Annotated in this window: 21 protein-coding genes and 2 pseudogenes; 9 read left to right on the top strand and 14 right to left on the bottom strand. The window is 65.6% G+C overall.

All coding sequences use genetic code 11. The features are described 5' to 3' along the window. Window positions 1–106 precede the first annotated feature (106 nt). On the top strand, window positions 107–1,375 hold the full coding sequence (locus tag FDZ84_RS28775) for an IS4 family transposase (protein ID WP_168585803.1): 1,269 nt from the start codon (window positions 107–109) through the stop codon (window positions 1,373–1,375). Window positions 1,376–1,574: 199 nt separating this feature from the next. Here FDZ84_RS28775 and FDZ84_RS28770 read toward each other — a convergent pair whose 3' ends face one another. From FDZ84_RS28770 to FDZ84_RS39485, 4 genes and pseudogenes are all read right to left on the bottom strand, one after another. Then, a complete protein-coding gene (locus FDZ84_RS28770; RefSeq protein ID WP_168588417.1) occupies window positions 1,575–2,192 on the bottom strand; it encodes a flavin reductase family protein in 618 nt (205 codons plus the stop codon). 300 nt (window positions 2,193–2,492) lie between these two features. Continuing rightward, window positions 2,493–3,053, bottom strand: coding sequence for an MOSC domain-containing protein (locus tag FDZ84_RS28765; RefSeq protein WP_168588416.1), 561 nt, complete (start codon window positions 3,051–3,053; stop codon window positions 2,493–2,495). Window positions 3,054–3,174: 121 nt separating this feature from the next. Further along, window positions 3,175–4,068, bottom strand: a complete 894-nt coding sequence (locus FDZ84_RS39490; RefSeq protein WP_246869245.1) for an amino acid ABC transporter permease — start codon at window positions 4,066–4,068, stop codon at window positions 3,175–3,177. Between the two features lie 90 nt (window positions 4,069–4,158). Continuing rightward, window positions 4,159–4,710: pseudogene (locus FDZ84_RS39485) on the bottom strand (amino acid ABC transporter permease); the annotation flags it as partial. On the opposite strand from FDZ84_RS39485, the pseudogene FDZ84_RS28755 reads away from it, so the two are divergent. Then, a pseudogene (locus FDZ84_RS28755) lies at window positions 4,635–5,485 on the top strand (IS5 family transposase). The pseudogenes FDZ84_RS39485 and FDZ84_RS28755 overlap by 76 nt on opposite strands. A gap of 665 nt (window positions 5,486–6,150) precedes the next feature. Here the strand turns inward: FDZ84_RS28755 and FDZ84_RS28750 are convergent. The 4 genes from FDZ84_RS28750 to FDZ84_RS28740 all read right to left on the bottom strand — a co-directional run bounded on the left by FDZ84_RS28750 (window position 6,151) and on the right by FDZ84_RS28740 (window position 8,256). Further along, a complete protein-coding gene (locus FDZ84_RS28750) occupies window positions 6,151–6,741 on the bottom strand; it encodes a hypothetical protein (protein ID WP_210435189.1) in 591 nt (196 codons plus the stop codon). A gap of 14 nt (window positions 6,742–6,755) precedes the next feature. Next, on the bottom strand, window positions 6,756–7,151 hold the full coding sequence (locus FDZ84_RS28745) for an rRNA adenine N-6-methyltransferase family protein (RefSeq protein ID WP_168588413.1): 396 nt from the start codon (window positions 7,149–7,151) through the stop codon (window positions 6,756–6,758). 380 nt (window positions 7,152–7,531) lie between these two features. After that, window positions 7,532–7,747 (bottom strand): hypothetical protein, encoded by a 216-nt coding sequence (locus FDZ84_RS38145; protein ID WP_371812697.1) that lies wholly within the window; start codon window positions 7,745–7,747, stop codon window positions 7,532–7,534. After that, window positions 7,717–8,256: a reverse transcriptase domain-containing protein gene (locus FDZ84_RS28740; protein WP_210435187.1), complete on the bottom strand. Its 540-nt coding sequence runs from the start codon at window positions 8,254–8,256 to the stop codon at window positions 7,717–7,719. Before FDZ84_RS28740 ends, FDZ84_RS38145 begins: the two co-directional genes overlap by 31 nt. Before the next feature lie 152 nt (window positions 8,257–8,408). On the opposite strand from FDZ84_RS28740, the gene FDZ84_RS28735 reads away from it, so the two are divergent. Then, entirely contained in the window at window positions 8,409–8,777 is a 369-nt protein-coding gene (locus tag FDZ84_RS28735) for an isoaspartyl peptidase/L-asparaginase (RefSeq protein WP_246868502.1), read from the top strand. A 68-nt stretch (window positions 8,778–8,845) separates the two neighbouring features. Here the strand turns inward: FDZ84_RS28735 and FDZ84_RS28730 are convergent, their stop codons facing one another. The 3 genes from FDZ84_RS28730 to FDZ84_RS28720 form a co-directional block, all read right to left on the bottom strand. After that, window positions 8,846–9,817 (bottom strand): FkbO/Hyg5 family chorismatase, encoded by a 972-nt coding sequence (locus tag FDZ84_RS28730; protein ID WP_246869244.1) that lies wholly within the window; start codon window positions 9,815–9,817, stop codon window positions 8,846–8,848. 102 nt (window positions 9,818–9,919) lie between these two features. Next, window positions 9,920–11,125, bottom strand: a complete 1,206-nt coding sequence (locus FDZ84_RS28725; protein WP_168588410.1) for a cytochrome P450 — start codon at window positions 11,123–11,125, stop codon at window positions 9,920–9,922. Window positions 11,126–11,298: 173 nt separating this feature from the next. Then, window positions 11,299–12,648 carry a class I adenylate-forming enzyme family protein gene (locus tag FDZ84_RS28720; protein ID WP_168588409.1) on the bottom strand — a complete coding sequence of 450 codons (1,350 nt, stop codon included), beginning with the start codon at window positions 12,646–12,648 and terminating at the stop codon, window positions 11,299–11,301. 582 nt (window positions 12,649–13,230) lie between these two features. On the opposite strand from FDZ84_RS28720, the gene FDZ84_RS28715 reads away from it, so the two are divergent. The 6 genes from FDZ84_RS28715 to FDZ84_RS28690 all read left to right on the top strand — a co-directional run bounded on the left by FDZ84_RS28715 (window position 13,231) and on the right by FDZ84_RS28690 (window position 20,186). Next, window positions 13,231–14,358: an inositol-3-phosphate synthase gene (locus FDZ84_RS28715; RefSeq protein WP_168588408.1), complete on the top strand. Its 1,128-nt coding sequence runs from the start codon at window positions 13,231–13,233 to the stop codon at window positions 14,356–14,358. A gap of 34 nt (window positions 14,359–14,392) precedes the next feature. After that, on the top strand, window positions 14,393–15,853 hold the full coding sequence (locus FDZ84_RS28710; protein ID WP_168588407.1) for a condensation domain-containing protein: 1,461 nt from the start codon (window positions 14,393–14,395) through the stop codon (window positions 15,851–15,853). Beyond that, window positions 15,828–16,085 carry an acyl carrier protein gene (locus tag FDZ84_RS28705; protein WP_168588406.1) on the top strand — a complete coding sequence of 86 codons (258 nt, stop codon included), beginning with the start codon at window positions 15,828–15,830 and terminating at the stop codon, window positions 16,083–16,085. The genes FDZ84_RS28710 and FDZ84_RS28705 overlap by 26 nt, the downstream gene beginning before the upstream one ends. Window positions 16,086–16,150: 65 nt before the next feature. Then, a complete protein-coding gene (locus FDZ84_RS28700) occupies window positions 16,151–17,113 on the top strand; it encodes a glycosyltransferase family 8 protein (protein WP_256413585.1) in 963 nt (320 codons plus the stop codon). Continuing rightward, entirely contained in the window at window positions 17,110–18,267 is a 1,158-nt protein-coding gene (locus tag FDZ84_RS28695) for a 3-deoxy-7-phosphoheptulonate synthase (protein WP_168588404.1), read from the top strand. Before FDZ84_RS28700 ends, FDZ84_RS28695 begins: the two co-directional genes overlap by 4 nt. Before the next feature lie 806 nt (window positions 18,268–19,073). Continuing rightward, entirely contained in the window at window positions 19,074–20,186 is a 1,113-nt protein-coding gene (locus FDZ84_RS28690; protein ID WP_168588403.1) for a ParB/RepB/Spo0J family partition protein, read from the top strand. A 37-nt stretch (window positions 20,187–20,223) separates the two neighbouring features. Here the strand turns inward: FDZ84_RS28690 and FDZ84_RS28685 are convergent, their stop codons facing one another. The 3 genes from FDZ84_RS28685 to FDZ84_RS28675 all read right to left on the bottom strand — a co-directional run bounded on the left by FDZ84_RS28685 (window position 20,224) and on the right by FDZ84_RS28675 (window position 24,278). Continuing rightward, window positions 20,224–21,219, bottom strand: coding sequence for a methyltransferase (locus FDZ84_RS28685; RefSeq protein ID WP_246868500.1), 996 nt, complete (start codon window positions 21,217–21,219; stop codon window positions 20,224–20,226). A 122-nt stretch (window positions 21,220–21,341) separates the two neighbouring features. Continuing rightward, window positions 21,342–23,465 (bottom strand): alpha-galactosidase, encoded by a 2,124-nt coding sequence (locus FDZ84_RS28680; RefSeq protein WP_168588402.1) that lies wholly within the window; start codon window positions 23,463–23,465, stop codon window positions 21,342–21,344. Between the two features lie 90 nt (window positions 23,466–23,555). Next, entirely contained in the window at window positions 23,556–24,278 is a 723-nt protein-coding gene (locus FDZ84_RS28675; RefSeq protein ID WP_210435186.1) for an SDR family NAD(P)-dependent oxidoreductase, read from the bottom strand. Window positions 24,279–24,408 lie beyond the last annotated feature (130 nt).

Here is a 24,408-nt window from a genome sequence, read left to right as displayed (position 1 = left end):
CGCGAAAACCAGCCCCACCACAGCAAAACCCAACCCCCTCACCCGCTCACCGACCGCCATGAAAAGTCAGGGTTAGCTTGAGTTGATCTTGTTGTTGGTGGCGGGGATGATCTCGGGTGTGGTGGATGATGGCGTGGTGGCTGGGGCCCGGTTGACGGATCTGGTTTCGCTGGGGGTGCTGGCCTCGTCGGTTCCTCGGGATGTGGTCGATGAAGTGATCGTCGCGGCGGGGCGGCAGGCCAAGCGCTCGGATGGGAAGCTTCCGCCGCACGTCATGGTGTATTTCGTGATGGCGATGGCGTTGTTCGCCACGGAGGATTATGAGGAAGTCGCGGCCCGGCTGACCGATACGCTGGCGGCGTGGGGCTGCTGGGATCAGCAGTGGAGTCTGCCTACTTCGGGTGGGATCACCCAGGCTCGTCAGCGGTTGGGGGCCGAGCCGCTTGCGGAGTTGTTCGCCCGGGTCGCGGTCCCGGTGGCCGGGGAGCTGACCCGGGGTGCGTTTCTCGGGCCGTGGCGGTTGATGGCCATCGACGGGTTCGAGTGGGATGCACCGGACACCAAGGCCAACGGCGCGGAGTTCGGATACGGCGGCTCGGGGGAGAGCCGGTCGGCGTTTCCGAAGGTCCGTGTGGTGTCGGTCAGCGAGTGCGGCTCGCATGCGATGGTGGACGCTGAAATCGGTGGGGTCACCGGCAAGGGCAGCGGGGAACAGACCCTGGCGAGACGGTTGTACCGGCGCCTGCAGCCTGGCTGGTTGCTGATCGCCGACCGCAACTTCTACACCTGGCAGGACTGGTGCACCGCGGCTGACACGGGTGCGGAGCTATTGTGGCGCGTCAAGTCCAACACGAGGCTGCCGGTGCTGGGATCGCTGTATGACGGCTCCTACCGCTCGGTGCTGATCGAGGCGAAAATCCGGGGCAGGGCACGGCAAGCGCTCATCGACGCCGCCGCCCGCGGCGAGGATCTCCCTCCTGATCAGGCCAGGATTGTGCGGGTCGTGGAATACACGGTGCCCGACCGCGACGGCAACGGCAAGGGCGAACTGATCCGGCTGATCACCACTATCACCGACCCCACCGCAGCGCCGGCGGCGGCGTTGGCCGAGAGCTACCACCACCGCTGGGAACACGAAACCGCCAACGGACAGATCAAAACCGTCCTGCGCGGACCGGGAAGAGTGCTGCGGTCGAAAAGCCCCGACATGGTCCGCCAGGAGCTCTACGGCTACCTGCTCACCCACTACGCGATCAGCGCGCTGATCTGCCGGGCGGCCACCGAAGCCGACATCGACCCCGACCGGGTCAAATTCACCCGCACCGTCCGCATCGTCCGCCGCCGGATCGCCGATCCGGCGGCTTTTTCCCCCTGAACACCAGAAACGATCTCTGGCCGCTATCACCTCCGACATCACCGCCGCCCGCAACCTCAATCCCCGCCGCCGCCACCGCAGCTACCCCCGCGTGATCAAACGCGGCCGCCACAACGCCTACCGAGTCAAAAAACCCACCGACACCGGAACCCGCCACGACAGCCCGCCCAGCATCCAACTCACCCACACAGCAGCATGATCAAAATAGGCTAAGCGGCATTGAGGTCATGACCTCCTTGCGCTCTTCTTCACTCAGACACAGATCTCTGTGGTCGATCTCCCCGTCGACCACTTCGAGGACGCAGCTGCCGCATGCACCGCCCTCGCACGAGTAGTCGACGGGCACGTTCTCGCGCAGCACCGCTTGCAGGAGCGACTCGTCCTCGGGGACGCGAATCACTCGCTTCGACAGGACGAGCCAGGCGTCGAAAGCGTCGCCGAGCTTCTCCCCTGGTTCGGTTGTCACACCGGTAAAACTCTCGCAGCGAACGCGCGCCGGGTCGAAGTGGGATGTGGCGTCGGCGATCGCGGCCATGAGACTCGGTGGACCGCAGTAGTACAGGGTGGCTTCCCGAGGCAAGTCCTCCACGAAGGCCGGCACATCGAGCCGACCACCTGCGCTGGACTCGTGCAGGACCAGCTTCGCACCTGATCGCTCCAGGACATCCTGATAGGCAGCATCGACGCGGTTGCGTACGCAGTAGTGGACTTCGCTCGACGCTCCACGCGGCAATCCGCCCAGCAGCCCCAGCACTGCCGTGATCCCGATCCCGCCGGCGACGAACACGTGGTGCGCAGCGGCGGAGTCGATCCGCATGCCGCCTTGCGGGCAGGACACGAACACCAGATCCCCCAGCGCCAACTCGTCCTGGAACAGGACTGAGCCGCCGCGGCCACCGCTCTCCCTGCGAACCGCGATGCGGTAAGTGGAAAGATCGTTGGCTGGCCCTATGAGCGAGTAATCTCGTGGTCCCGTTCTGGTGCTGTACCTGGACGTGATCTCCCGGGATGAACGGGGGGAACTCGGTTCTGTGGACCGGCTCGAAGGTCAGTTCTCGGACGTCGGACGCTGGCCACGATTCAGCCTTCAGCCGGGCGGCCATCAACAACCGCACACTCATCCGGCGTCCTTCCCCACCAAAGCCACAGGAACCTCGATCGCGTTCTCCTCACCAGGGCGGAGAGGGCGCACGACGTCCCCGGGGCGGACCGTGCCGCCACGCAGGATCTGGCAATTGAGCCCGGAACACCCAAGCAGCGGCTCGAACACCTTCTTGTCGATCAGCCGTTCCAGGTACCTGCACGGAACGTTGAGGCGACCGCCGTACACGATGGCTTCCCCCACGGCGAAGTACTTCTCGACCAGCGAGTTGAGGGGAACTCCGCGGGTGACGACGTTGCGCCGCAACTCGACGCCGTCGATCGGTTCACCGATGGCACGGGCCACGTCGTCGATCACCTCTTGGGCGATCAACGTGAGCTGGCGGTCAGGGTGCCACAGGTGCGAGTAGTGGCCCTTGCCGAGCGCGTACCTGTCCCCCTCCATACCCACACCGGCAACCAGCTGCGCTGCGGTCACCGCGTGCATCTCGACACCCGCCGTTTCGGCGGCGAAGACAGCGCACACTTCTCCACGCCATGGTTGGTCGACAGCTTCGCCTCGTGTTGGATCGTTCATCGCGATCAGTCCTTGCACCTTCCCGATCTCGTACCCTGGGCGTGTCTCTCGATCGCGGGCCGACGCCTGATCGGCCAGCACATCGACTGCCACGCGGTTCACGCCGGAGGGGAACAACATGTCAAGGTTTGCCCATTGGGATCTTGTCGTCCGGTCGTGCAGTGTCCCGGGTGGCAGGCGCATCACTGCTGAGCGGCGAACGCGCCGTCTTGACCGCCCGCCGACTTCTGACCTCGAGCCGGTTCGCCAGCAGGGTCAGCAATCCGCACAGTCCGATGTAAACAACTGCGATGACCATGTACGTCGGAATGTAGGGGAACCCGAACTCCTGGCGAGCCCCCATCTGCCGTCCCACGTAGAGGAGTTCGTTGTAGGTGATGATGAAGCCGAGCGAGGTGTCCTTCAGCAGGATGACCAGCTGGCTGATGATCGCTGGAAGCATCGTTCGCACTGCCTGCGGTAGCAGGATCGTCCGGACGACCTGGTTCTTCCGGAAGCCGATCGCGTACGCGGCTTCTCGCTGTCCGACTGGGACCGCCACGAGGCCGGCTCGGAAGACTTCAGCGAGCACCGATCCGTTGTAGAGGGTCAAGCCGAGCACGACCGCCCACATCGGTGACAAACCGAGGTCGTACTGCAGGGATCCGTAGTAGAAGAAGAACATCAGGATCAGCATCGGAACCGCGCGGAAGGTCTCGACCACCACCATGGCCGGTACTCGAACCCAGGCATGGTCGCTGATCCGTGCCGATGCGAACACCGTACCGAACACGATCGCGAGGACCGCCGCGATTCCCGCTGCCCGCAGCGTGTTCCACAAACCTTCGAGCAGCTGATGCTGGATCGCTACGTACTGGAACTGCTCCCACCGGCGCAGCTCGAACTGCCCGGAATCGTACAAGCGGTAGATGATCCAGCCGATCGCGGCAACCAGGACAGCCACCACCACGACATCGGCGATCTTGTTCCTGACCACGGCCCGCGGACCGGGTGCGTCGTAGAGCACGTGGTTCATCGATCCGGCCTCCACCACCGAGAATCCAGCAGCGATAGTGGTGTTCTTCAGCAACGCGATCGCCGTACTCGTTAGCGGTGGCATGATCGCGCGGAAGGCCTGCGGCAAGACCACGATCCCCAAGACCTGGAGGAATGTCATGCCGACCGAGCGCGCAGCCTCCGCCTGCCCGGCAGGAACGGTGTTCATACCCGACCGCACCACCTCGCAGATGAAGGCGCTCGTGTACGCGGTGAGCGCCGCGATCGCCGCCCAGAAGAAGGAAGGTAGCTCGATGCCCATCTTCGGAGCGGCGAACACGAGGAAGGCGAACACCAATACCAGCGGAGTGCTGCGCACCGTGTTGACGTAACCGGTGCCGACCGCTCGCAGTGCCGGCAACGAGGACACTCGGCAGGCCGCCAGAAGCGTTCCCAGCACCAAACTCAGCGCCCCGGCGACCAGGAACAGCTTGATCGTGGTCAGGAAACCGATGCGGAACAGTTCCCAGTTGTCTAAGAGGGCATTTGATCTCGTTTGATGTTGATCTGTCCGTTTCGGATAGCGCCTGATATCTTGATCGACTTGTGAGTGTCCGGCGCGCGTACCCCAGCGACCTGTCCGATGCCCGATGGGCGTTGATCGAGCCGACGTTGACGGCATGGCGTGCCGCGCGGCGCGGGCCGGGCGTGGCGGCGCGGGTGCATGATCTTCGCGAGATCGTCAACGCGATTCTGTACGTGTGCCGGACCGGGATCGCGTGGGCGTACCTGCCGCACGACTTCCCGCCGTACCAGACGGTGTATGACTACTATGCGAAGTGGGATGTCGACGGCACGACCGAGACCTTGCATGATCTGCTGCGCCAACAAGTCCGTGTCGCGAAAGGCCGGGCGGCGACCCCGACTGCGGCGATCATTGACTCCCAGAGTGTCAAAACGTCGTGCAATGTCGGTGAGTCCAGCCAGGGAATTGATGCAGGCAAAAAGATCAAGGTCAGGAAGCGGCACATCGCCACCGATGTGTTGGGCCTCCTGTTTGTTGTGATCGTCACTGCTGCGTCGGTGCAGGATTCCGCTGGTGGAAAACAAGTTCTGGATAATCTGGCTGCTGAGCATCCAAGCGTGTCGGAGACGTGGGTGGATGGCGGCTACAACACGTCCGTCATATCTTATGGTGCGCAACGGGATATCGAGGTCGATGTCGTCAAACGCCCTACTTCCAAGGGCTTTCATGTGTTACCCCGTCGTTGGGTAGTGGAGCGCACCCTGGGCTGGCTGATGCAACACCGCCGACTCGTGCGCGACTATGAGGCCCTGCCCGGCGTTCACGCACGATGGTCCTCTGGGCGATGACTAACATAATGAGCCGCTCGCTGGCCGGAGAATCCACCCAAACCTGGCGAAACGATCCACGCAAAATGGGCATATTAGCCTAAATAGAGATCAAATGCCCTCTCAGAGCGAGCACATTCACCCGGACAGAGGCATGCGCGCCCACCGTCGTGTCGCGAATCCGCGCGGGCGCGGTCGACCCGGGCCGCACGCTCACCCTGATCAGTGCGCGGGTCGACTCGGTGGCGGTTCGACGTGACTGGACCAACATCCGGGATGTGCAGTGTGAGGCGGGGACGTGGCTACGCACGAACTCGGTGTAGCGGAAAGCGCGAAGCGTTTGATTCCGCTCGTCGGTGTTAACAACATCTGGCACTTCGCCCTTCCCCGAAGGGATTGTGCGTTGTGCGGTGTCCCGGGGATCTATCTGGCACTGGCAAACCCGCTGAGACCGAACCCGTCGGGGAACCGAGCAAGGTTGGTCACCGCAAAGCTCAGCCGAGGAGGGGCCCCATACCCCGTAGGCACAGGTCGAACAACAAGTCGTGTCGGGCCGATCTCGTGACCGTCAGCGGGCAAAATTCATGACCGCCACCGGGCACCCAACTGGCCGTACCTGGGCAGTTTCCCGCGGCCACCGATCCCCTCCGCCTCCAGGAGAAACACCGTCGCCGGGAATCGGGCAGGAGCTCCTCGAAGCCATCCTCCCCACTGAGCGCACACCTTACTGAGGTGCCGCCAAGGTTAGCGAGAACCCTGATTTGAGACCCTACAAGGTCCATCGGTGCTGGCCGGTCGGTTCGTCCAGCCACACCTCGTGGTCGCTGGCCGTGATCGTGAGCCCGTACCGGTCGGGTGATGGGCGAGAAGATTCGAGCCACCACGCGTACGCGGCATCGGCCTCGTCCCAAAGCCGGCGCGGGCCGAGCTGGTAGACCTCGAAGTCGGCCCCGCGCGCCATGGCCACGCGCGCCCACGATGCCGTACGAACGTCGTGCAGCTCGATGTGCCGATGATCGCCGTCAATATCCTCGATGGTGAGATAGCAGCTCGGAACCCGAAGCCCGATCGTGAACGCAGCGCGCGAGAACTCCGTCATCTCGAACAGCTCCACTGCGCTTCGGGAGGGTTTCTCCTTGTCAGCGCCGGAAATCTCGGCCTCGGTCGGGTCGAGGAACTCGCGGCGTTGCTCGCGGACCCGCATGAACCGGAGGTTCTTGCCGCACCGCCCGGACGCAGAACCGTCCGCCAGCACGGTGAGCCGGAGAAGAGTTCCGTTGCAGAAGTCGGCGCCCCACGGCGTCACAATCACGCCGCCGGGAAGGGTCTGCTCGATCCACGCTTGGGGAATTCGGCGCACGGAGGCGGTGGCGATCAGCCGGGGTCGTACGGCGCGCGATCCGGGTAGCCCTTGGTCCCGTCCGCGGTCACCACGACGACCGCGCACCCCGCGCCGATCAGCGCTCGGACCGCCTGCTCGGCGAGCTCGGGGTCCACCTCGATCGAGGTCACCTGGCCGTCGTCGCCCACGCGCTCGCGGAGGTTCGCCGCGTTCCAGCCGGTTCCCGTGCCGATCTCCAGCACCCGATGGTCCTCCTCCACATGAAGGGCATCGAGCATGTCGGCCACGAGCGACGGCTTGCTGCACGAGCTGCTCGGCTGAAACCCGACGGCTCCAGGCCGGGTCTTGCCGTCGTCGACCTGCGTGATGATCGGCTCGTCGGCCTCGACCAGTTCTCGCCACCGCGCCTCGTCGATCTTCCTGGACACCGAGACGAACCCGCCCGTGACGGGATCATCGACCCACACCTCGGGCGGGACGAACCGATCGCGCGGCGCACCGAGCCGCTCACACCAGCCCACTTCCGGAGCAGTCCCCGGGCCCCAACGCTTCGCGCTGCACCTTCGCCGCTCGACCTGCGAAGCTGGTGGACTCAACTTGACCGTCAGACAGGTTCAGCCTCTCCAGAGAAGTCTTGTCATAGAGCACGACGCGAATACCGCCATCGGGCGTACCCCAGTCGCGGTTGAGTCGGCCTGGAGCGCGGTGCCGGTGTTGCCGCAGGTCCGTTTCTCCAGGCCGCTCGCCGAGCCCGGCGTGCCCATTACTGAGCACCGGGCTCTCCACGGTTGCTGTCGTCGGGTGGTTGTCAGGTTGGCCAAGGGCTGGGGATCGTGTTGCCGCGGTAGCGGTACCGGGTGATCGGCGGTGTCCGCGACAAGTTGATCAACTCGGTGTCGTCCGCGGTGATCGGCAACCAAGCCCCGTGCGGGCCGAGAAGCCGCTTGCGGATGTCCTTCCACGACCAGCGATGCATTGTCTTGAGCCACATGATCACGCGACGCCAGAGGAAATCCCCGAGCATGTGGAAGGTGTGTTTCGCGACTGCGTGCCGGAAGTAGTTGGCCCAGCCGTGCACGATTTGTGGTTGAGCCGGATCAGCACGTCCTTCGGGTATGCCTGTGACGTCCTGCGGGGCAGGGCACGGATCTTGTCCTTCACCGATCGGATGGGCCGGTCGGCGATGAACGTGTAGACGTACCATTTGGTACTTCCTGGTTTGCGGCGCCACTGGATGTGGAACCCGAGGAAGCTGAACCGATCGGCCATGTTCACGATCGTGGTTTTCGCTTGTGACAGCTTCAATCCCAGGGGTTCGAGTACTTGGGCCACTTCGTTCTGAATGCTGCGGGTGTCCTCGGCGGAGCCGTGGACCAAGATCGCGAAATCGTCCGCGTAGCGGACGATCCGCCAGTTGGCCTGGCCGTGCCGACGACGTTTCCTGCGCTGGTACGGGCTTTCCATCCGCCCACCGGGCAACCAGTCGCGGTGCCAATGCTCATCGAGCGCAGACAGCGCGATGTTGGCCAGCAACGGCGAGAGGATGCCGCCTTATGAACAGCGCCGGGTTATGCGCAGCGTCGACCGGGATGGCCTGGTCACAGCGGTTTTGGGGGTCGATCACTGCGCATAACCTTCGTGATGAGTGCTGGGCTCACAAGCTGGCGAGCCAGTTGAGCAGTCCGGTGTCGTGGTACGGACGGACCCTCGACGTCGGCGCGGTGGCCGCCGTCGAGAACGTCAAGAACCCGGTGAAGGCCGCCCGGCTGGTGATGGACCACACCCCGCACGTGCTGCTCGTCGGCGAGGACGCGGACGAGGCGGGTCGAGCGCTCGTGCTCGACGTGGCCCGCGAGTTCGACACCGACACCATCCCCCGGCACCGCATCTCGAATGCAAAGTACTTCTGCACCGAGATGGAGATGGCCTCCCGGGTCGCGGACCGGGCGGTGCAGATACTCGGCGGCGGTGCTGGCGTACCGACCGTCGGCGGTGATCTGGCCACCACCCGCGTCCGCGACGGCGTCGGTCCCCCGAGCCCGCCGATGTGGTGACCTCAGCCATCGTGGTCTCGGCGAGGAAACCGGGGGACCAGTCGATGAAGCCGAGTGTCACCCCGGGATCACGCCATCGTCACGACACCCTCGACCTCGACCAGGAGGTCGCTGCGGCAGATGTCGACGCCGAGCACTTGGAGCGCCGTGTCGCTGCCGAAGGTCCGGCGGAACTCCTCGGCCACGAACGGGACATCAGCGGCATGTCGGACGTAAAGCTTGGCGAAGCGGAAGTCCGCCAATCCTATCGAGGTGTTCGTCTGCTCCCCGACGTGCTTGAGGAGATGATCCAGGTTCTCCACCGTGGTGCGGCACTGCCCTTTCAGGTCGCCCACGCATACTGTTTCGTGCCCGACGACGCTGGCCGTGCCCGAGACGTAGAGCAAACCGTCCGCAGTACCCGTGTCGCAAGGAAGCAGGCTGGCTCTGGCGAAGGTCGGGGAACGTGGGCCGTATTGCCGCGGGTAGTGGTAAGCCGGAATCTGGCGGGGGTTCTCGAAGTGCACCGGCGTCCTGGTCCGCGAAGCCAAGCAGTACATCACCACTCCGCCACCGAGGGCGCCGACGCCGCTGGCCGCGGGCAGATCAGCGATCCAGTCCCTCGTGGCGTGCTCCAACGCCTCCGCGCGGCCCTTGCAGAAGTCCCGGTACCGTTCCAGGCCGTCAGCGTTGTCCGCATTGATGTTCGCGATGTGATTCCAGACCCGGAAGAGACGGTAGCCGAGCCCCTGCACCAGTTCGACCAACGCGTCGTAGGTCTGGCGCACAGCATCCCGGAACCGTTCGGCGTCGGGTATCTCGGCCGCGCAGAACAGCGTCTCGCCGTCATGGCCGTAGATCAAGTTCCTGTACCGTCCGCTGTTGACCGTCCTGGTGCTGGTCCAGATTTCGTGGAAGGCCTGGTCCGGGCTGGCCGCGGTGTGCACCGTCGCCGAGGGCCACGGGTCCGCCGAAACCGGTTCCTCGGTCACGACCGCATGCCGGACCACACCGAGGACGCGCTCTGGTGGCACCGCCGGCGCGTGCGGGCTGTAGGTCATGGTGATCACGTGCTACTCCTTCGGTCTGGTAGAGACGAATGCGCGGACACCTGGGTCCAGGCGCCCCCAATCGCCAACAGGCGCGGCTATCCGGGGACAGGCTTAGGAGCGTTGGACGGGCGATCCGCACAGCCCAACGTCGAGCCGCTGGATACCGCGGGTCACAGTGCTGCGCCAACGGGACGGCGTTCCGAGCAAGATCATCTCGGGAAAGCGGTCGAACAGCGCGCGCAGGGCCACGGTCGCCTCCGCACGGGCGAGAGTAGACCCGATGCAGTAGTGCTTCCCGCCGCCGAAGACCAGGCTGCGCCGGATCTTCCGCGCCGGGCAGAAGCGGTCGGGTTCGGGGAATTCTCCCGGGTCCCGCTCGGCAGAAGCATAGGCCAGCAGCACCAGTTCACCACCGCCGGGAATCCGGGTTCCGCCGATGGAAAGCGGCTTGGTGGTGAAGCGGCCGGTGGAGAGCATCAGCGGCGGGTCAAAGCGCAACGACTCGTCGACCAGCTGCTCCACCGAGATCTCGCCCGCTCGTACCCGATCCCGCATTGCCGGGTCGGAGAGCACGGTGAACACGGTATTCGCGATCAGATTGGTGGTGCTCTCGTGCCCGGCGATGAGCAGCAGGTAGGTCATCGACACCAGTTCCTCAAAGCTCATCGCCGGCGCGCCATCGACCTCGGCATTGATCATCTCGGTCAGCAAGTCGTCCCCCGGACGCTCCAGCTTGGTGCGGACCACCTGCCGGATGTGCTCCCGGGACGCTGCGACCACATCACCACCGTCGCCGTCGGTCACGGTCGCGTTCGTCCAGGTCCGGAACGCGGCGCGGTCGAGGTGAGGCACGCCGAGCAGCTCCGTCATCACCGTGATCGTCAGCGGATAGGCGAACTCCTCGACCAAGTCCGTCTCCGCGGCCGACCCGATCGTGTCCAGCAGGTCGGCCACGATCGCCTCGATGCGGGGCCGGAACTGGGTGACCCTGGGCTTCGTGAACGCGCCTGCCGCAAGATTCCGGAGCTCGCGATGCCGGGGCTCGTCGCAGGTGAGCATGCCCAGGATCGAACTCCCGCCTCGTTCCGCCTCGGGCCAACCTGCCCAGCGGCCGAGGTCGCTGCTCAGGCTCGGGTCGGTGAGCACCGTGCGGATCTCGTCGAGGCCCAGCACCAGCCACGCCGGATCACCACTGGGGGTGCGCACGCGGTGCACCGGGCCGGCGTCGCGCAGCTCGCGCAGGACACCGTGCGGATCGCCGTAGTAGCGCTCCTTCAACACGGAGAGGTCAACGATCTGTCCAGAGTGGTCGAACATCTACACACTCCTTTCTCCTCAAGTCGTTTGGGTAGAAGCAGCTCCCGGGAGGGGCGGGACGGACGCAGGCACGGCAGCCTCATCGTGAGGCTGCCGGGCCGGTGCCGTGATCGGCAATCGGCCCGAGTGCCGATCACGAGCGTTCGACCGTGGACTTCCACGGTCGAACGCCGTCACCTCTCGTCGCGGTAGAGCAGTTTTCCCGTGGCCGAGCGGGGAAGTTCGGCACACAGCTCGATTCGGCGCGGGACCTCGAAGGCCGCGAGTCGGTCCCGGCTCCAACTCAACAGGTCGGGCACCGGGCCACCGTGCCGGGACACCACCCGGGCCACCGGGATCTGGCCCCGTGCCTCGTCTGCGGCGACCACGACCTGCACCTCTAGCACGTCCGGGTGCTGGCCCAGGACCGACTCCAGCCTGCCGCGGGTGGTCTTCCGGCCAGCGATGTTGATCACGTCCGTGGCCCGTCCAGTGATCCGCAACCCATCGGGACCGCGCTCGGCCAGATCACCGGTGCGGTACCAGCCGTCGCGCACCGGCAGCGGCCGGACCTCGCCTGCGTCGAGGTAGCCGTCGGCCAGCGCATCGGTCTGGATCATCAGCTCGCCTGCCTCGTCGACCTCTGCCCGCACTCCGGGCAACGGCTCGCCGATCCCATTGACCTCCGTGACGGTGGCGACGTCGGTGATGGTGCAGGTTCCGGTCTCCGAAGTGCCGAAGACGTTGAGCAGGGTGAACCGGTGATTCGCGCGGATCCGCCGTAGCGCGTCCACAGGCAGCGGTGCACCGGCAGACACGGCGCGGGTGAGCGCGGCGAACCGATGTGGCGACGCGGCCGCGATCAGCTGGTATTGCACCGGAAGCCCGATGAGGGTCCGCGCTCCGGTGTCGGCGATCGTGGCGGCCAGCGCGGCAGGCAACGTGGTGGGAGCGTGGAAGGTGGTCACCACGCCGGCCAAGAAACCGGCCACCAGGGCGTGGGTGAAGCCGTAGGAGTGGAAGATCGGCACAGCGGAAACCACCGGCTCCGGCTGCGGACCGTGCAGGGCGGCGGCGATGCGCCGGCTGTCGTTGAGCACGCGGGAGAACGACTTCACCACGGCGCGCGGGATACCGGTGGAGCCGGAGGTCCGGAACATCACCGAGTCCGGGGGCAACAGCTCTCCCCCGGCGGCCGGGCCGCGGTCCAGCGCGTAGCAGTCCGGGCTCACTCCGCCAAGTCGGTGCCCGTTCCGAAGCGGATGATCGCTGAGCAGGAGGCCTTCGTCACCGGGTTCTGCGGCCGGGTCGAGGTAGAGCACGGCGGCGCCGAGATGACCGGCGGCCACCGCGATGGTGGTGATCAGCCCGGCATTGGCCGTGGAACTGACGATGAAGCGCGGTCGCGCGAACCGGGTCGCGAGATCCTCGGCCATTCGCAACCCGGCCGTCCGCAATTCGGTGGCGGTCCAGCGGTTGCCGGCGACGGTGACGGCCGCGTCGTGCCCTGCGTCCGCCAGCACCTGGTCCAAGGTGGTGCCCATCACTTCCTCCTCAGTGGTCGGTGCGACGGTTAAACCCGTACCGCTAAGGCTTTCTCCACGTCCAGCGTCTGCTTCACGAGTGAGTCGGCAATTCGACGCCGAATTCGCGGGAGCGCGGCAACCGTTGCGAGGCAAGCGATCCGCTGCAGACTCGAACGTTGCCGATGCACATGACGGCGCACTACCTTTCCGTGTCGCGCAAGAATTTCGGCGACACCGAGGTTGCCTGGGGGCTTGACCTCACCTTGCCGCTAGAACGAAGTTTCCGGATTCTCCGATAGAACGGGTAGCCGAGGCATCGACAATGCGAATGCTCGCCTGCGCACCGCGTCGGCGGCTCTCGCATCCGGGCTCGACTCGGGTAGCGGTCCAGATGAACGCACCCGCCCCGAAGCAACCTCTCTGGAAGAACCCGGAAATCCGTGGTCGCCAACGCGGTTCGACTGCACTGGTAACCACGCAGCGCACGGACGAGGCCGGGTAGCGGGGGTGTGTTCTCCGGCCAAACTCGTCGCCGAGCAAACCCAACCGCACCCGGTGTGCCTGGCGTAGGGCTAGGTGCTGTCCCGAGGAGGAAGAACCATGGTCGCACCACAGGAGGACACTGCCGGACGCCGCGTCCGGGTGGCCGTCGTGGGCGTCGGGAACTGCGCGGCGTCGCTGGTGCAGGGCGTCCACTACTACGCCGATGCGGACCCGGGCACCCGGGTGCCCGGCCTGATGCACGTCAACTTCGGTGATTACCACGTGCGCGACGTGAAGTTCGTCGCAGCCTTCGACGTGGACGCGAAGAAGGTCGGCCGCGACCTCTCCGAGGCGATCGTCGCCAGCGAGAACAACACCATCAAGATCGCGGACGTGCCGCCGCTGGGCGTCACCGTGCAGCGCGGCCACACCTTCGACGGCATGGGCCGTTTCTACCGGGAGACCATCGAGGAATCCGACGACCAGCCGGTGGACGTCGTGCAGGCACTCAAGGACGCCGAGGTCGACGTCCTGGTGGCCTACCTGCCGGTGGGTTCCGAGGAGGCGGACAAGTTCTACGCGCAGTGCGCGCTGGATGCCGGGGTGGCCTTCGTCAACGCGCTGCCGGTGTTCATCGCCTCCGACCCGGAGTGGGCGCAGAAGTTCACCGACGCGGGCGTGCCGATCGTCGGCGACGACATCAAGTCGCAGGTCGGGGCGACCATCACGCACCGGGTGCTGGCCAAGCTGTTCGAGGACCGCGGCGTGCACCTGGACCGCACGATGCAGCTGAACGTCGGCGGCAACATGGACTTCCTGAACATGAAGGAACTGGAGCGGCTGGAGTCGAAGAAAACCTCCAAGACGCAGTCGGTGACCTCGCAGGTGGACCGCGACCTCGGCAAGCGCAACGTGCACATCGGGCCGTCGGACTACGTGCCGTGGCTGGACGACCGGAAGTGGGCCTACATCCGGCTGGAGGGCCGCGCGTTCGGCGACGTGCCGCTGAACCTGGAGTACAAGCTGGAGGTGTGGGACTCGCCGAACTCGGCGGGGATCATCATCGACGCCATCCGGGCCGCCAAGATCGCCAAGGACCGGGGCATCGGCGGGCCGATCCTGTCCGCCTCATCGTACTTCATGAAGTCGCCGCCGGAGCAGTACTCCGACTCCGCCGCCTACCAAGCGGTCGAAGACTTCATCGCAGGCAAGGTCGACCGCGGCGTGCGCCGTTCCGCGGAGTAGCCACCGCGGTGCCCCGAATGAGGAGCTGACTGGCATGTCCCTGTCCATCCGGCCCGTACCGTCAACCATCACCGTTTCATTCGCCTCCACTGCGGCCACCGCCCCGTTGACCTGGTCGCAGTTCGGGATCTGGCTCGCCGTGCAGGAGTTCCGGCCGCACGACGCGTACTTGAACGTGCGGTTCGCGGTGCCCGTGCCTGCCGGTCCGGACGTGCAGGCGGTGGGGAATGTGCTGCGTGACCTGCTGGCCCGGCACGAGTCACTGCGCACGACCTACGCCGAGCAACCCGATGGATCGGTGCTGCAACGGGTCGCGGGGATTGGTGAGCTGACCGTGGCGATCCGACCCGACACGGACGGCAGCGCAGCGGATCTCGCGGACGAACTGGCTGGCCACTCGTTCCAGCACGACACCGAACTCCCGGTACGTGCCACGATCCTGCATGACGCGGGGCACCCAACGTGGCTGGTGCTGGTGATCTCCCACCTGTCCATCGACGGGCTGGGCCGCAACCGGCTGGTCGAGGAGATCACCGCCAGGCTCGCCGGCCACCCGGTCCCCGACGAACCGCCGCCACTGACCCCGGTATCCCGAGCGCGGGACGAACACAGCCCAGCCGGGGAGACACGCAATGGGCGCGTCATCGCGCGGTGGCGTCAGCTGATCGAGCGGGTGGACGTGACCAACTTCGCCCAGGAGGTGCCGTTCGACTCGCCGGGGCGCTGGCTTCGTGCCTCGATGCACTCCCCGGCCCTGGGCTTGGCCGTCGACCACATCGCGTGCCGCAACCGGGTCACCACCCCCGCGGTGTACGTCGCGCTCACCGCCGTCGCGGTCTCCGTCCTGTCCAGGCGGCCGATGAGCGTGCTGCGATGCATGATCTCCAACCGGTTCACCGCAGCCGAGCAGAGTTACATCGGCAACATCTCCCAGGCCTGCGCGTTCGATGTGGCGGTGGGCGAGGCACCGTTCGACGAGGTCGTGCAGCGGTCGATGGCCGCCAGCGTCCGTGGCTACGCGATGGGCCGGTACCGCGTTCCGGAGCTGGACGCGATCCTCGATCCCACCCGCCTGGACGTGATGCACAACGATTTCCGCGATCTGGCTGCGGCAGCTCCCCCGGAGCCGGCACATCCCGTCGCGCGGCTCGGCGCCCTACGTTCGCGAACCAACTTGCGGCCGACGGAGGTCCTGGACTTCTACGACAACCGGTTCTACGTCGAGATCCGCCAGAGTCCGGTAGGCCCGGAACCGGTGGTGATGCTGGACCGGCGCTACGTGCCCGTGTCCGGACCTCGTCCAATTCTGTTGGCCATGGAGGAATTCGCCATCCGGGCGGCGACCGATGCCTCCACCGGCCCTGCACGCGGGGCGTTCCGGGAGGCGCTGGCCCATGGCGAGCGCAGTGCGGACGAACCACTACGCGGCCGAGGCATTCGGCCGGACCCCATTTCGCGCGGAGGATGCGATGCTCGATCGATCGACGGTTGTTGACCGGCTCACGACCTGGGTCGGCGAACTGGTGCCCGACCGCGATGTAGACGCGGTCGGGGAGGACAGCGACCTCGGGCTGGTCGCCGGGTTCGACTCCGTGGCGCTGCTGCAGCTGCTGGCCCGGGCTGAGGACGACTTCGACGTCTCCCTGAGCGACCGGGACGACGTCATCCGCGACGCCCGGTCGATCGGCTCGCTCGCGGATCAAATCGTGCGCATCGCGGCCGAGTGATCCGCTAGCGCCGTACATACGGTTCGGCTGACCCCGTGTCGGCACACCGGAAAGAAAAGGATGCAATGACTCCGACAAGCAGCGGCGGCCTCCGGACCGGAGCCCGTCCGATACATTCCCGTGCCGGCACCACTCCCATCGTGTGCGCTATCGACAGCCGATTCGTCCTACCGCTGTGCGTGCTCATGGAATCGCTGGCGCGCACCAATGCGCATTCGCTGGACAAGATGCGGTTGATCCTGCTGTACGAGGATCTGGCCCCGGACAGCGTCGAACGGTTGCGGTTTCACACCGCACGGCTCGACCTGCACCTGGAACTGCGGCGCACAGACCTGGTCGGGCGGGATCTGCCGGTCTCGTCCCGGATCACCAAAGCGACGTACCTGCGGTTGCAGATCGGGGATATGTTCCCCGACGAACAGCGGGTGCTGTACGTCGACGCTGACATGGTGATCCTCACCGATATCGCGCCGCTGCTGGAGCTTTCGACCGGCGGCTACCCGTTGGCGGCGGTGCCGGACCCGACCGGCCCGCAGTTCCGATTTCGCGAGGCCGCCGAACGGTGGCACAAGTTGGGCATTCCCCTCGAACGGGAGTACTTCAACGCTGGCGTGATCCTGTTCGACCTCGCGGCGTGTGCGGAGACCGAGTTGTTCCAGCGGGCCGACGAGTTCCTGGTGAAGTACCCCGAATGCGCGGTGCACCACGACCAGGACGCGCTGAACTGGGCAGCGGACGGACGCTGGCAACGCCTGGACCCGCGGTGGAACACCTTCCCGATGTCCACGATCGCGGCCCGGCCCGACTACGTGCACCGTTCCGAACACGTACTGCCGCTGCATTCCCTGCACCAGAGCGAATCCCGTGCGGCGATCCTGCACTTCAGCGGCCGTCACAAGCCTTGGCAGGAGACCTGCCCCGACGGCCCCTCGCTGCGGCTGTACCGCCGCTACCTGCAACGTGTCGTCGCACATGAATCCGGTGCGTCGCCGCCCCCATTCGCCGAACACCCCGAAGGACGATCGTGACCGCTGCATCGGAGCTGATTGCCGCGCACCAGCCGGCGTGGTCGGAGCCGGACACCCTGCGCGAGGTACTTGACCGGCTGCGGTGGCTGCCGCCGCTGGTGGAGGCCGAGGACTGCGCCTGCCTGGTCGAGGAGCTGGCGGCAGTCGCGCGGGGCGAGGGCGTCGTGCTGCAGGCAGGCGACTGTGCAGAACTGTTCACCGACTCGGCGCCGGACCGGATCCGGGCCAAGGCGGCACAACTGCACGAACTCGGCGGGCGACTGCGTCGAACGGGGCGAGCACCGGTCGTGGTCGGGCGGTTGGCGGGCCAGTACGCCAAGCCGCGGTCACGCCAGACGGAGGCCGGTGACGACGGCGTCGAGATCCCCGTCTACCTCGGCGACGCGGTCAACGACCGAGCCCCGACCGGGACAGCTCGACGGCCCGATCCACAGCGGCTGCTGGCGGCCTACGCGCACACGTCCCGCGGGCTCCGCACCCTCGCGTCGGGCCCGGCCACGTACACCAGCCACGAGGCGCTGTTGCTGAACTACGAACGCGCTCTGCTACGCCCGGATCCGGTGCTCGGCGGCGTCTTCGCTTCCTCGGCGCACACGGTCTGGATCGGCGAACGCACCCGCGACCCCGGCGGCGCGCACGTCGAGTTCGCCGCCGAGATCACCAACCCGGTCGGGGTGAAGATCGGGCCGGACGCCACCCCGGCCGACGTGGTGGCGTTGGTGGCGCGGCTGGCCGAGAACGGCGCGCCGGGCCGGCTGAGCCTGGTCGTCCGGATGGGCGTTGACCGGATCGGTGAGCGGCTGCCGCTGATCGTCCAGGCCCTGGGCGAACACGCGGACCGCGTTGTGTGGCTGAGCGACCCCATGCACGGCAACACGGTCCGTTCGGCCCAGGGGTTGAAAACCCGGGTCCTGCGCCGGATGACCGACGAGATCGAGCGGTTCTGCGCGGTGCTCCGGCTGCACGGGGTCCACCCCGGTGGACTGCATCTGGAGATCACCCCGGACGGGGTGATCGAGTGCGTGGACACCGGCGCGGACCTGGCAACGGGGCCGGACCCCTGTCGGTACACCTCCGCCTGTGACCCGCGGCTGAATCCGCACCAGGCTGTGGCGCTGGTCGACCGGTTCGCGGAAGTCCTCGCCACCGGCTGACCGCTTGGATTCGACGGGTGTGCCGGCCCGGCACGGCCGGCCCCGGGTGCCCGGCGACAACTGTTTCGGACAGCCCGAGCAATGTCCGCAATTAATGTCGCGCGCAATCCACCTCGGGCGACGAATGGTAAATTGCCTCCCCAGAACTACGGAAACACGAATGTAACAAGGCTTCCGCAAGCCCCCGAAGCGGCCTCGGCTGGTAAAGTGCGCACCACTCGTTATGGACTTCGACAAGCTTGCTCTGTTCGGGGGAAACAGACAGGAAGCCTTGTCGCCTGGTGGCTTTTTGACCGAGAATAACAAGCGAGATCGGGCGGTAGCGCGGCTGGCGCTACCGCCACCGCTCACGCCATGGGGGAAACGGTGCCCGCTGTCCACGCAAACGATGCTTCGATTGGCGTCGACGATATTCGCACTAGTTTATTATCATATTCACCGAACAACGAATTAACTTTAACAGGCAACGCCGCGACCACCGGTCAACCGATCTCCGTTGACCACTAATCGCAATTTTCCCGATTATTCGATACCGCCTCGTGCGGCACGTCGATTCCCGACGTCGCAGAATTGGCGGATCTCACACACCCCCGTTTCCTCAGTGGAACGACCGCTACCCGCCAAGACCTTGTTGGAGCGTCGGGAAAGCGATTCGCGACCGGGATTCCCGCTGGCGGACGAAGTCAGAACATCGCGCCGACCGGAGTCCGGGCTACCCCGCGCGCGCCTGGGCGCGGCCGCGAGCGCGACCGGCGGACAGTCCCAGGCCGGTGCGGGTGCTGCCCGTCCACGAGAATTGGAGAACGATGCCCACCGAGAAGGAAGCCGACGGCCTGCACCGACATCGCGTCGAGAAAGGCGCCGGAAGGCAGAGCGACTACCCGGCCCTCCGCCGGACGAACGCGGACGCCGTCCGCGAGACCAGGCCCGAGGACGCGCCCCTATCCGGTGTCGATCGCTCCAGCACGCAACATCTCCCGATAGCGAAACTGCTGCCGGCACAGCGCTTGCGGCTGTCCGGTGTGGACACTGACCACGTCGCGAGGCTCGCGGAAGCACTTCCCGATCTTCCGCCGATCATCGTGGATCGGACGACCATGCGGGTGATCGACGGGATGCACCGGCTTCACGCCGTCCAGCTGACCGGACAGTCCACCATCCCCGCCCACTACTTCGACGGCGACGAGCGGTCGGCCTACCTGCTGGCGGTGCAGTGCAACACCAGGCATGGCCTACCACTCAGCCGGGCCGATCGCCGGCTGGCGGCCGAAAGGCTCATCCGGCTGTACCCGCAGTACTCCGATCGCTCGCTGGCCCGGCTCTCCGGTCTATCTGCCAAGACGATCGGCGCGATCCGAACCCAGTCCAGGCTAGACGAGCCTGGCGACTCTCGGGTCGGCACGGACGGACGTGCCCGGCCGACGAACTCCGCGGAGCGCCGCCGCACGGCGATGGACTACATCGCCGCCCACCCGCAGGCCACAATCCGCCAGATCGCGGCCGCAGCGGAGATCTCGGTGTCCACCGCCCAGTCGATCCGCAAACGCATGCTCGAGTCGAGCGGCCCGGAGCGCGCGTCGGACTCGCAAGGAGCCCAGGACAGCAGGAAAACCCGTCGGGTCCAGGAGGAGCAAGCGGATCCGTTGCACCTCTCGATGACGATGGCGGAGGCCCTCGCCCGCGACCCGGTCCTGCGGGGCACGAACGCGGGACGGGTGCTGATCCAGTGGATGCGGCTGAACATCCAGGTGCACCAGGACCAGCACGTGTTCATCGCGAGTCTGCCCCCGCACTGCGTCAAGCTCATGCCGAAGGTCACCCGGGCGATGGCCGAAATGCTCAACCACCTCGTCGATTACGTCGACGAGGTGGAGAAGTCCGAGGAAGGGTCCAACCGGGACACCTGGATGGCGGGGTAGACGCGCATCTCCCCCGCCCGTTCAGCCGGCCACCTGATCAGTCGGCGACCACGAATTCCAGCAGGGTGCGGGACTCCGCCACCTGCACGGTGTCCCGCAGCAGGAGACCGCACGGCACAGCGAGCTCGGCAAGTTCGGCGCTGGTGCGTTCGCGACCCCCGAACGTGGTCAGCATGAACAAGTCGATCGCCGTGTCGGCGGCCTCCTCACGCAGCTGCTCGACGACGATCACGCGGCCACCCGGCCCGGCGGCGCGGGCACAGCCGGTGAGGATCTGCTGGGCTTGCGCCGCGTTCCAGTCATGGAGGATGTCGGAGAGGACGTAGGCGTCCGCGCCGGTCGGTAGCGGATCGAAGAAGCTCCCGCTCACCGCTTCGGCGCGGTTGGTCAGGCCCGCCTCCGCCAACACCTCGGTCGCGGCCCGGGCGGTCGGGGCGAGGTCGACCAGTCGGCCGGTCACCGTCGGGTGGGCACGCAGGATCTCGACCAGCAGGGTGGCCGCGCCACCGCCCACGTCCACGATCGTCGGGAACCGCGCCCAGTCGAACCGCCGCGCGATCTGCGGCGCGAGCTCGCGGAAACGGACGACCATCGTCCGGTCGAACGACTCCTGCAGCCCTGGCAGCTCGGCGAGGTCGCGCCAGAAATCACGGCCGTACCGCTGCGCGTACGCCGACGTCCCGTTGGTCACCGCGGGCAGCAGTTCCACGAGGGCCAGTTCCGCACGGCCTATGGCGCTGTTTATGTCGAGCAACTCCCAGAGTCCGCTGGGATCGCTGCGGCTCAGCTGCCCGCTCTCCGGTGTGGCGAGGTAGCGGTCGTCCTCCTGCTCGAACACGCCGATCGCGACGAGGTGGTCGAGAACCCGCCGCAACGGTTCCTCCGCGACCCCGGTCTTGCCCGCCAAGGCCCCTGCGGTAGCGCCCCCCTCACCAATGGCATCAGCGAGTTCAAGGGTGGCCGCAACACGCAGAGACATCGGCGTCGCCAATCCAGCCATGTCCCGCAACGATCGCACCGCGTTCGTCGACACGGATCCTCCTCATATAATTGCAGCGTGCAGAATCACTTCCCCAGTGGAAGATCGGCAGCTTAGCACTGTCGCATAATGCGAAGCCGGCGACCTCATCTCCGCGTCACCAGTCCGGCACCGGTTCATCTACGAACAAAATGCAGCAGCCGACTGTCGAAATCACCGGTCAGCGGCAAGTCGATCCCATGATTCATCAGTAGCACTCCCGACCACGCGCCCCCATCGCCCACCAGCTCATAAACCGCATCCGGTTCCAGTCCACGCAACCGCAGGGGCGGCTTCTCGGAGCGAAATTGCTGGGCGTGCAGCCAGGCGATCACCACGGTCTGCCGCCGGTCACGGGCAACGTACTGCACGGCGGTCCTGCGGTCTCCGGCCCCGGGCGCCTCAAGCCGATACAGCAGCCCCTGCTGAACAGTTGATCGAATGGCTTTGTACGAATCGATGTGCTGAGCCGCTTCGTTGAGCCGCTCTTCCGGCCAACCCAACAGGTCACCGCCGACTCCCAGCACCCCGGCCATCGCAACGTGGAACCGCCACCGCAACGGCGTGGCTCCGCGGTTCAAGTGATCGTCGGTCACCCATCCCAACATGACCCGAGGAGGATAGATCTGCGTGAAACCGTTCTGGATCGCCAATCGGTCGAGGCCGTCGGTGTTGTCGCTGGCCCATACGACATCGCTACGGGCAAGCATCCCGATGTCAACCCTTCCCCCTCCCCCCGAACACATCTCGAACGCAACATGCGGATGATCCTCCCGCAAGCGGTCCACGATCGCATACAGATTCGTCACGTGGTCGATCCAGACGCGTTCCGGATTCCTCTTCTCCATCGGCCACCCCGCTTCGCTGAGCGGCCTGTTCATGTCCCACTTGATGTAATCTATCTTCTGTCGACGCAGGAGTCCATCTACTTGCGCATGCACCCATTCAGCCACGTCGGCGCGAGCCAGGTTCAACACGAGCTGGTTGCGAGACTCGCTCCGCCGACGATTCTCGTAATGGTAAACCCAGTCCGGATGCGACCTGTACAAGTCACTGTCTGGATTCACCATCTCGGGCTCGATCCAGAGGCCGAACTTCATACCCAGCTCGTGCACCTCATCGATCACCGGGCTCAGACCGTTCGGGAATCGCCCGGGATCCGGCGTCCAATCACCGAGCCCAGAACTGTCGCCACTCCTTCCCTTGAACCAACCGTCATCCATGACAAACAGCTCGACACCGATACGACTCGCGATTTCGGCGAGCTTGACCTGATTCTCCTCATTGATGCCGAACCTGGTCGCTTCCCAGGAGTTGTAGAGAATCGGGCGCACTTCTCCCGGACACGGCAATACGCGCCGACACAAGTATTCGTGCCAGCTCCGACTCATCTCGCCGAAACCACGTGCCGAGTAGACGCCGGCGAAAACCGGCGTCGTGAACGGCTGTTCCGGCGTGAGCAGCCATGTCCGAAAACCATCTTGGCCGGCACCGCCGGAAACCTGAAACTTGCCGTTCGAAAATCGTTTACCCGCAATTGTCCAAGACCCGCTCCACGCCAGGGCACCGCTCCACACCCGTCCACTGTCTTCTTGCGCATTACCGTCGTCCACGGCGAACCACGGGTTCGCGAAGTGCCCGGTCGTACCGGTCCTACTATTGATCAGGAAGGACGATCCCGGAGCAATTTCTGCCCGGTCCAGCCGGTTCTCGCCATACCAGTGCCCGTGGAGATGACTCATCCGGTAGTTTGCGAGAAAGGGTATCGTCCAAGCCGCCGACGCCGAGACCAGAATTTCGATTTCGCCGTATCCGCCGCCGTCCTGACGAAGATCTACCCATCGCTCAATGACGCCGCAGTCAGCGATGGCGCGGTAGTTGAGAGTGACCCGAAGGGGGTAGTACTCGTCGACGAAGTGCAGGCGGAGCGTGGTAGCGGAATCGATTATTTCCGCCTCCGAGAACCGTAATTCAAGACCGCGGGTTCGATCTGCGAACCGAACCGCGAGCGACGGCTCGCGGTAGTGCAATCCGCCTTCGACGGGGTACTCTTCAATTCCATCGATGGCTGTTTCCGCGCCACCAACCCAATCAGTGTCCAACTTGCCCGCCAGTTGGACCGCGTCAGCCAGTGAAATACTGGATCCCCAGTGCAGATTGATCAGCCGACCCCCGGCCGTGAGATGAACGGCGTACGAGGTGGACGTCGTGGTGATCATCCAGACTCGGGCTTCTTCGGCGTATTGAATGAAATCGCTCATCGACAGCACCTTGCCGCTTCATTTGTCCGCCGGACCGTGACTGGATCAAGAATATCCAAGAAACCACTGCGCGAGATACCACGATTGTGGCTATTCAGCCCCGCCGTCGACCGGGATCACCTGGCCTGTGACATGCCCGGATCGCTCTCCGGCAAGGAATCCCGCAACGGCGGCAACATCCTTCGGGAAACCCGCCCGCTTGGTCGCGGTGTGCTCGATTATCGCCGTCCTGTGCTCCTCGGACAGCGCACCCCCGAAGAAGTCGGTGTCCTCGATCAGTCCCGGCGCAATCGCGTTCACGGTAATTCCACGCGGCCCCAGCTCGCGGGCCAGCTGGATGGTCCACGTTTCGATAGCCGCTTTTGCCGCGCCATAACCATCCACACCCTTGCGGGCGGCAATCGAACTGATGTTGATGACCCGACCGCTCGCGGCGATGCGGTCGGCGACTGCATTAGTCAGCAGAACGGCACCAATCACATTCGATTCGAAGTTGGCCAGCCAGGAGTCCCGTAGACCGGCAAGAGTTGTGACAGCCTCGGCGCCGATGTCCGTGTTCCCGCCGGCGTTGTTCACCAGCACGTGCACGGTGGCCGGCAATTCCGCGAGCGCGGCTTCGATCTGCGCGGGCTTGGTCACGTCAAAATCGAGGACGGCCGCCCCGATCTCCTCTGCAGTGGTCGTCAGAACACCACGGCGACGCCCGGTGATCACCACGCTGAAACCAGCCGTGATCAACTCCTCCGCGACGGCACGCCCAATCCCTGTTCCGCCACCGGTCACGATCGCCGTCCTTTTCAGAACCGAATTCATGCCGTGACGCTAACAGGTCGATGATCGGGAACGCGTGTTCGCGCCGAACATCGAGAGTGATCGAGGAGAGGAATGCCGATTCAGGCGCCATCGATGATCAAGTCGGCTGCTCGCCACGCCAACCCTGACT

The sequence above is a fragment of the Saccharopolyspora sp. ASAGF58 genome (assembly GCF_012277335.1).
Lineage (GTDB): Bacteria > Actinomycetota > Actinomycetes > Mycobacteriales > Pseudonocardiaceae > Saccharopolyspora > Saccharopolyspora hattusasensis.
The sequence above is the reverse complement of the archived record's forward strand: the minus strand, read 5'-3'. Positions and strand labels throughout refer to the sequence as shown.

What these genes read in the sequence shown, in the direction of transcription:
- FDZ84_RS28775 (WP_168585803.1), top strand. Translation starts at nt 107, where the DNA reads ATGATCTCGGGTGTGGTGGATGATGGCGTGGTGGCTGGGGCCCGGTTG.
- FDZ84_RS28770 (WP_168588417.1), bottom strand. Translation starts at nt 2,192, where the DNA reads ATGCGGATCGACTCCGCCGCTGCGCACCACGTGTTCGTCGCCGGCGGG.
- FDZ84_RS28765 (WP_168588416.1), bottom strand. Translation starts at nt 3,053, where the DNA reads ATGAACGATCCAACACGAGGCGAAGCTGTCGACCAACCATGGCGTGGA.
- FDZ84_RS39490 (WP_246869245.1), bottom strand. Translation starts at nt 4,068, where the DNA reads ATGAACCACGTGCTCTACGACGCACCCGGTCCGCGGGCCGTGGTCAGG.
- FDZ84_RS38145 (WP_371812697.1), bottom strand. Translation starts at nt 7,747, where the DNA reads ATGCTCGGGGATTTCCTCTGGCGTCGCGTGATCATGTGGCTCAAGACA.
- FDZ84_RS28730 (WP_246869244.1), bottom strand. Translation starts at nt 9,817, where the DNA reads ATGACCTACAGCCCGCACGCGCCGGCGGTGCCACCAGAGCGCGTCCTC.
- FDZ84_RS28725 (WP_168588410.1), bottom strand. Translation starts at nt 11,125, where the DNA reads ATGTTCGACCACTCTGGACAGATCGTTGACCTCTCCGTGTTGAAGGAG.
- FDZ84_RS28720 (WP_168588409.1), bottom strand. Translation starts at nt 12,648, where the DNA reads ATGGGCACCACCTTGGACCAGGTGCTGGCGGACGCAGGGCACGACGCG.
- FDZ84_RS28715 (WP_168588408.1), top strand. Translation starts at nt 13,231, where the DNA reads ATGGTCGCACCACAGGAGGACACTGCCGGACGCCGCGTCCGGGTGGCC.
- FDZ84_RS28710 (WP_168588407.1), top strand. Translation starts at nt 14,393, where the DNA reads ATGTCCCTGTCCATCCGGCCCGTACCGTCAACCATCACCGTTTCATTC.
- FDZ84_RS28705 (WP_168588406.1), top strand. Translation starts at nt 15,828, where the DNA reads ATGCTCGATCGATCGACGGTTGTTGACCGGCTCACGACCTGGGTCGGC.
- FDZ84_RS28700 (WP_256413585.1), top strand. Translation starts at nt 16,151, where the DNA reads ATGACTCCGACAAGCAGCGGCGGCCTCCGGACCGGAGCCCGTCCGATA.
- FDZ84_RS28690 (WP_168588403.1), top strand. Translation starts at nt 19,074, where the DNA reads ATGCCCACCGAGAAGGAAGCCGACGGCCTGCACCGACATCGCGTCGAG.
- FDZ84_RS28680 (WP_168588402.1), bottom strand. Translation starts at nt 23,465, where the DNA reads ATGAGCGATTTCATTCAATACGCCGAAGAAGCCCGAGTCTGGATGATC.
- FDZ84_RS28675 (WP_210435186.1), bottom strand. Translation starts at nt 24,278, where the DNA reads ATGAATTCGGTTCTGAAAAGGACGGCGATCGTGACCGGTGGCGGAACA.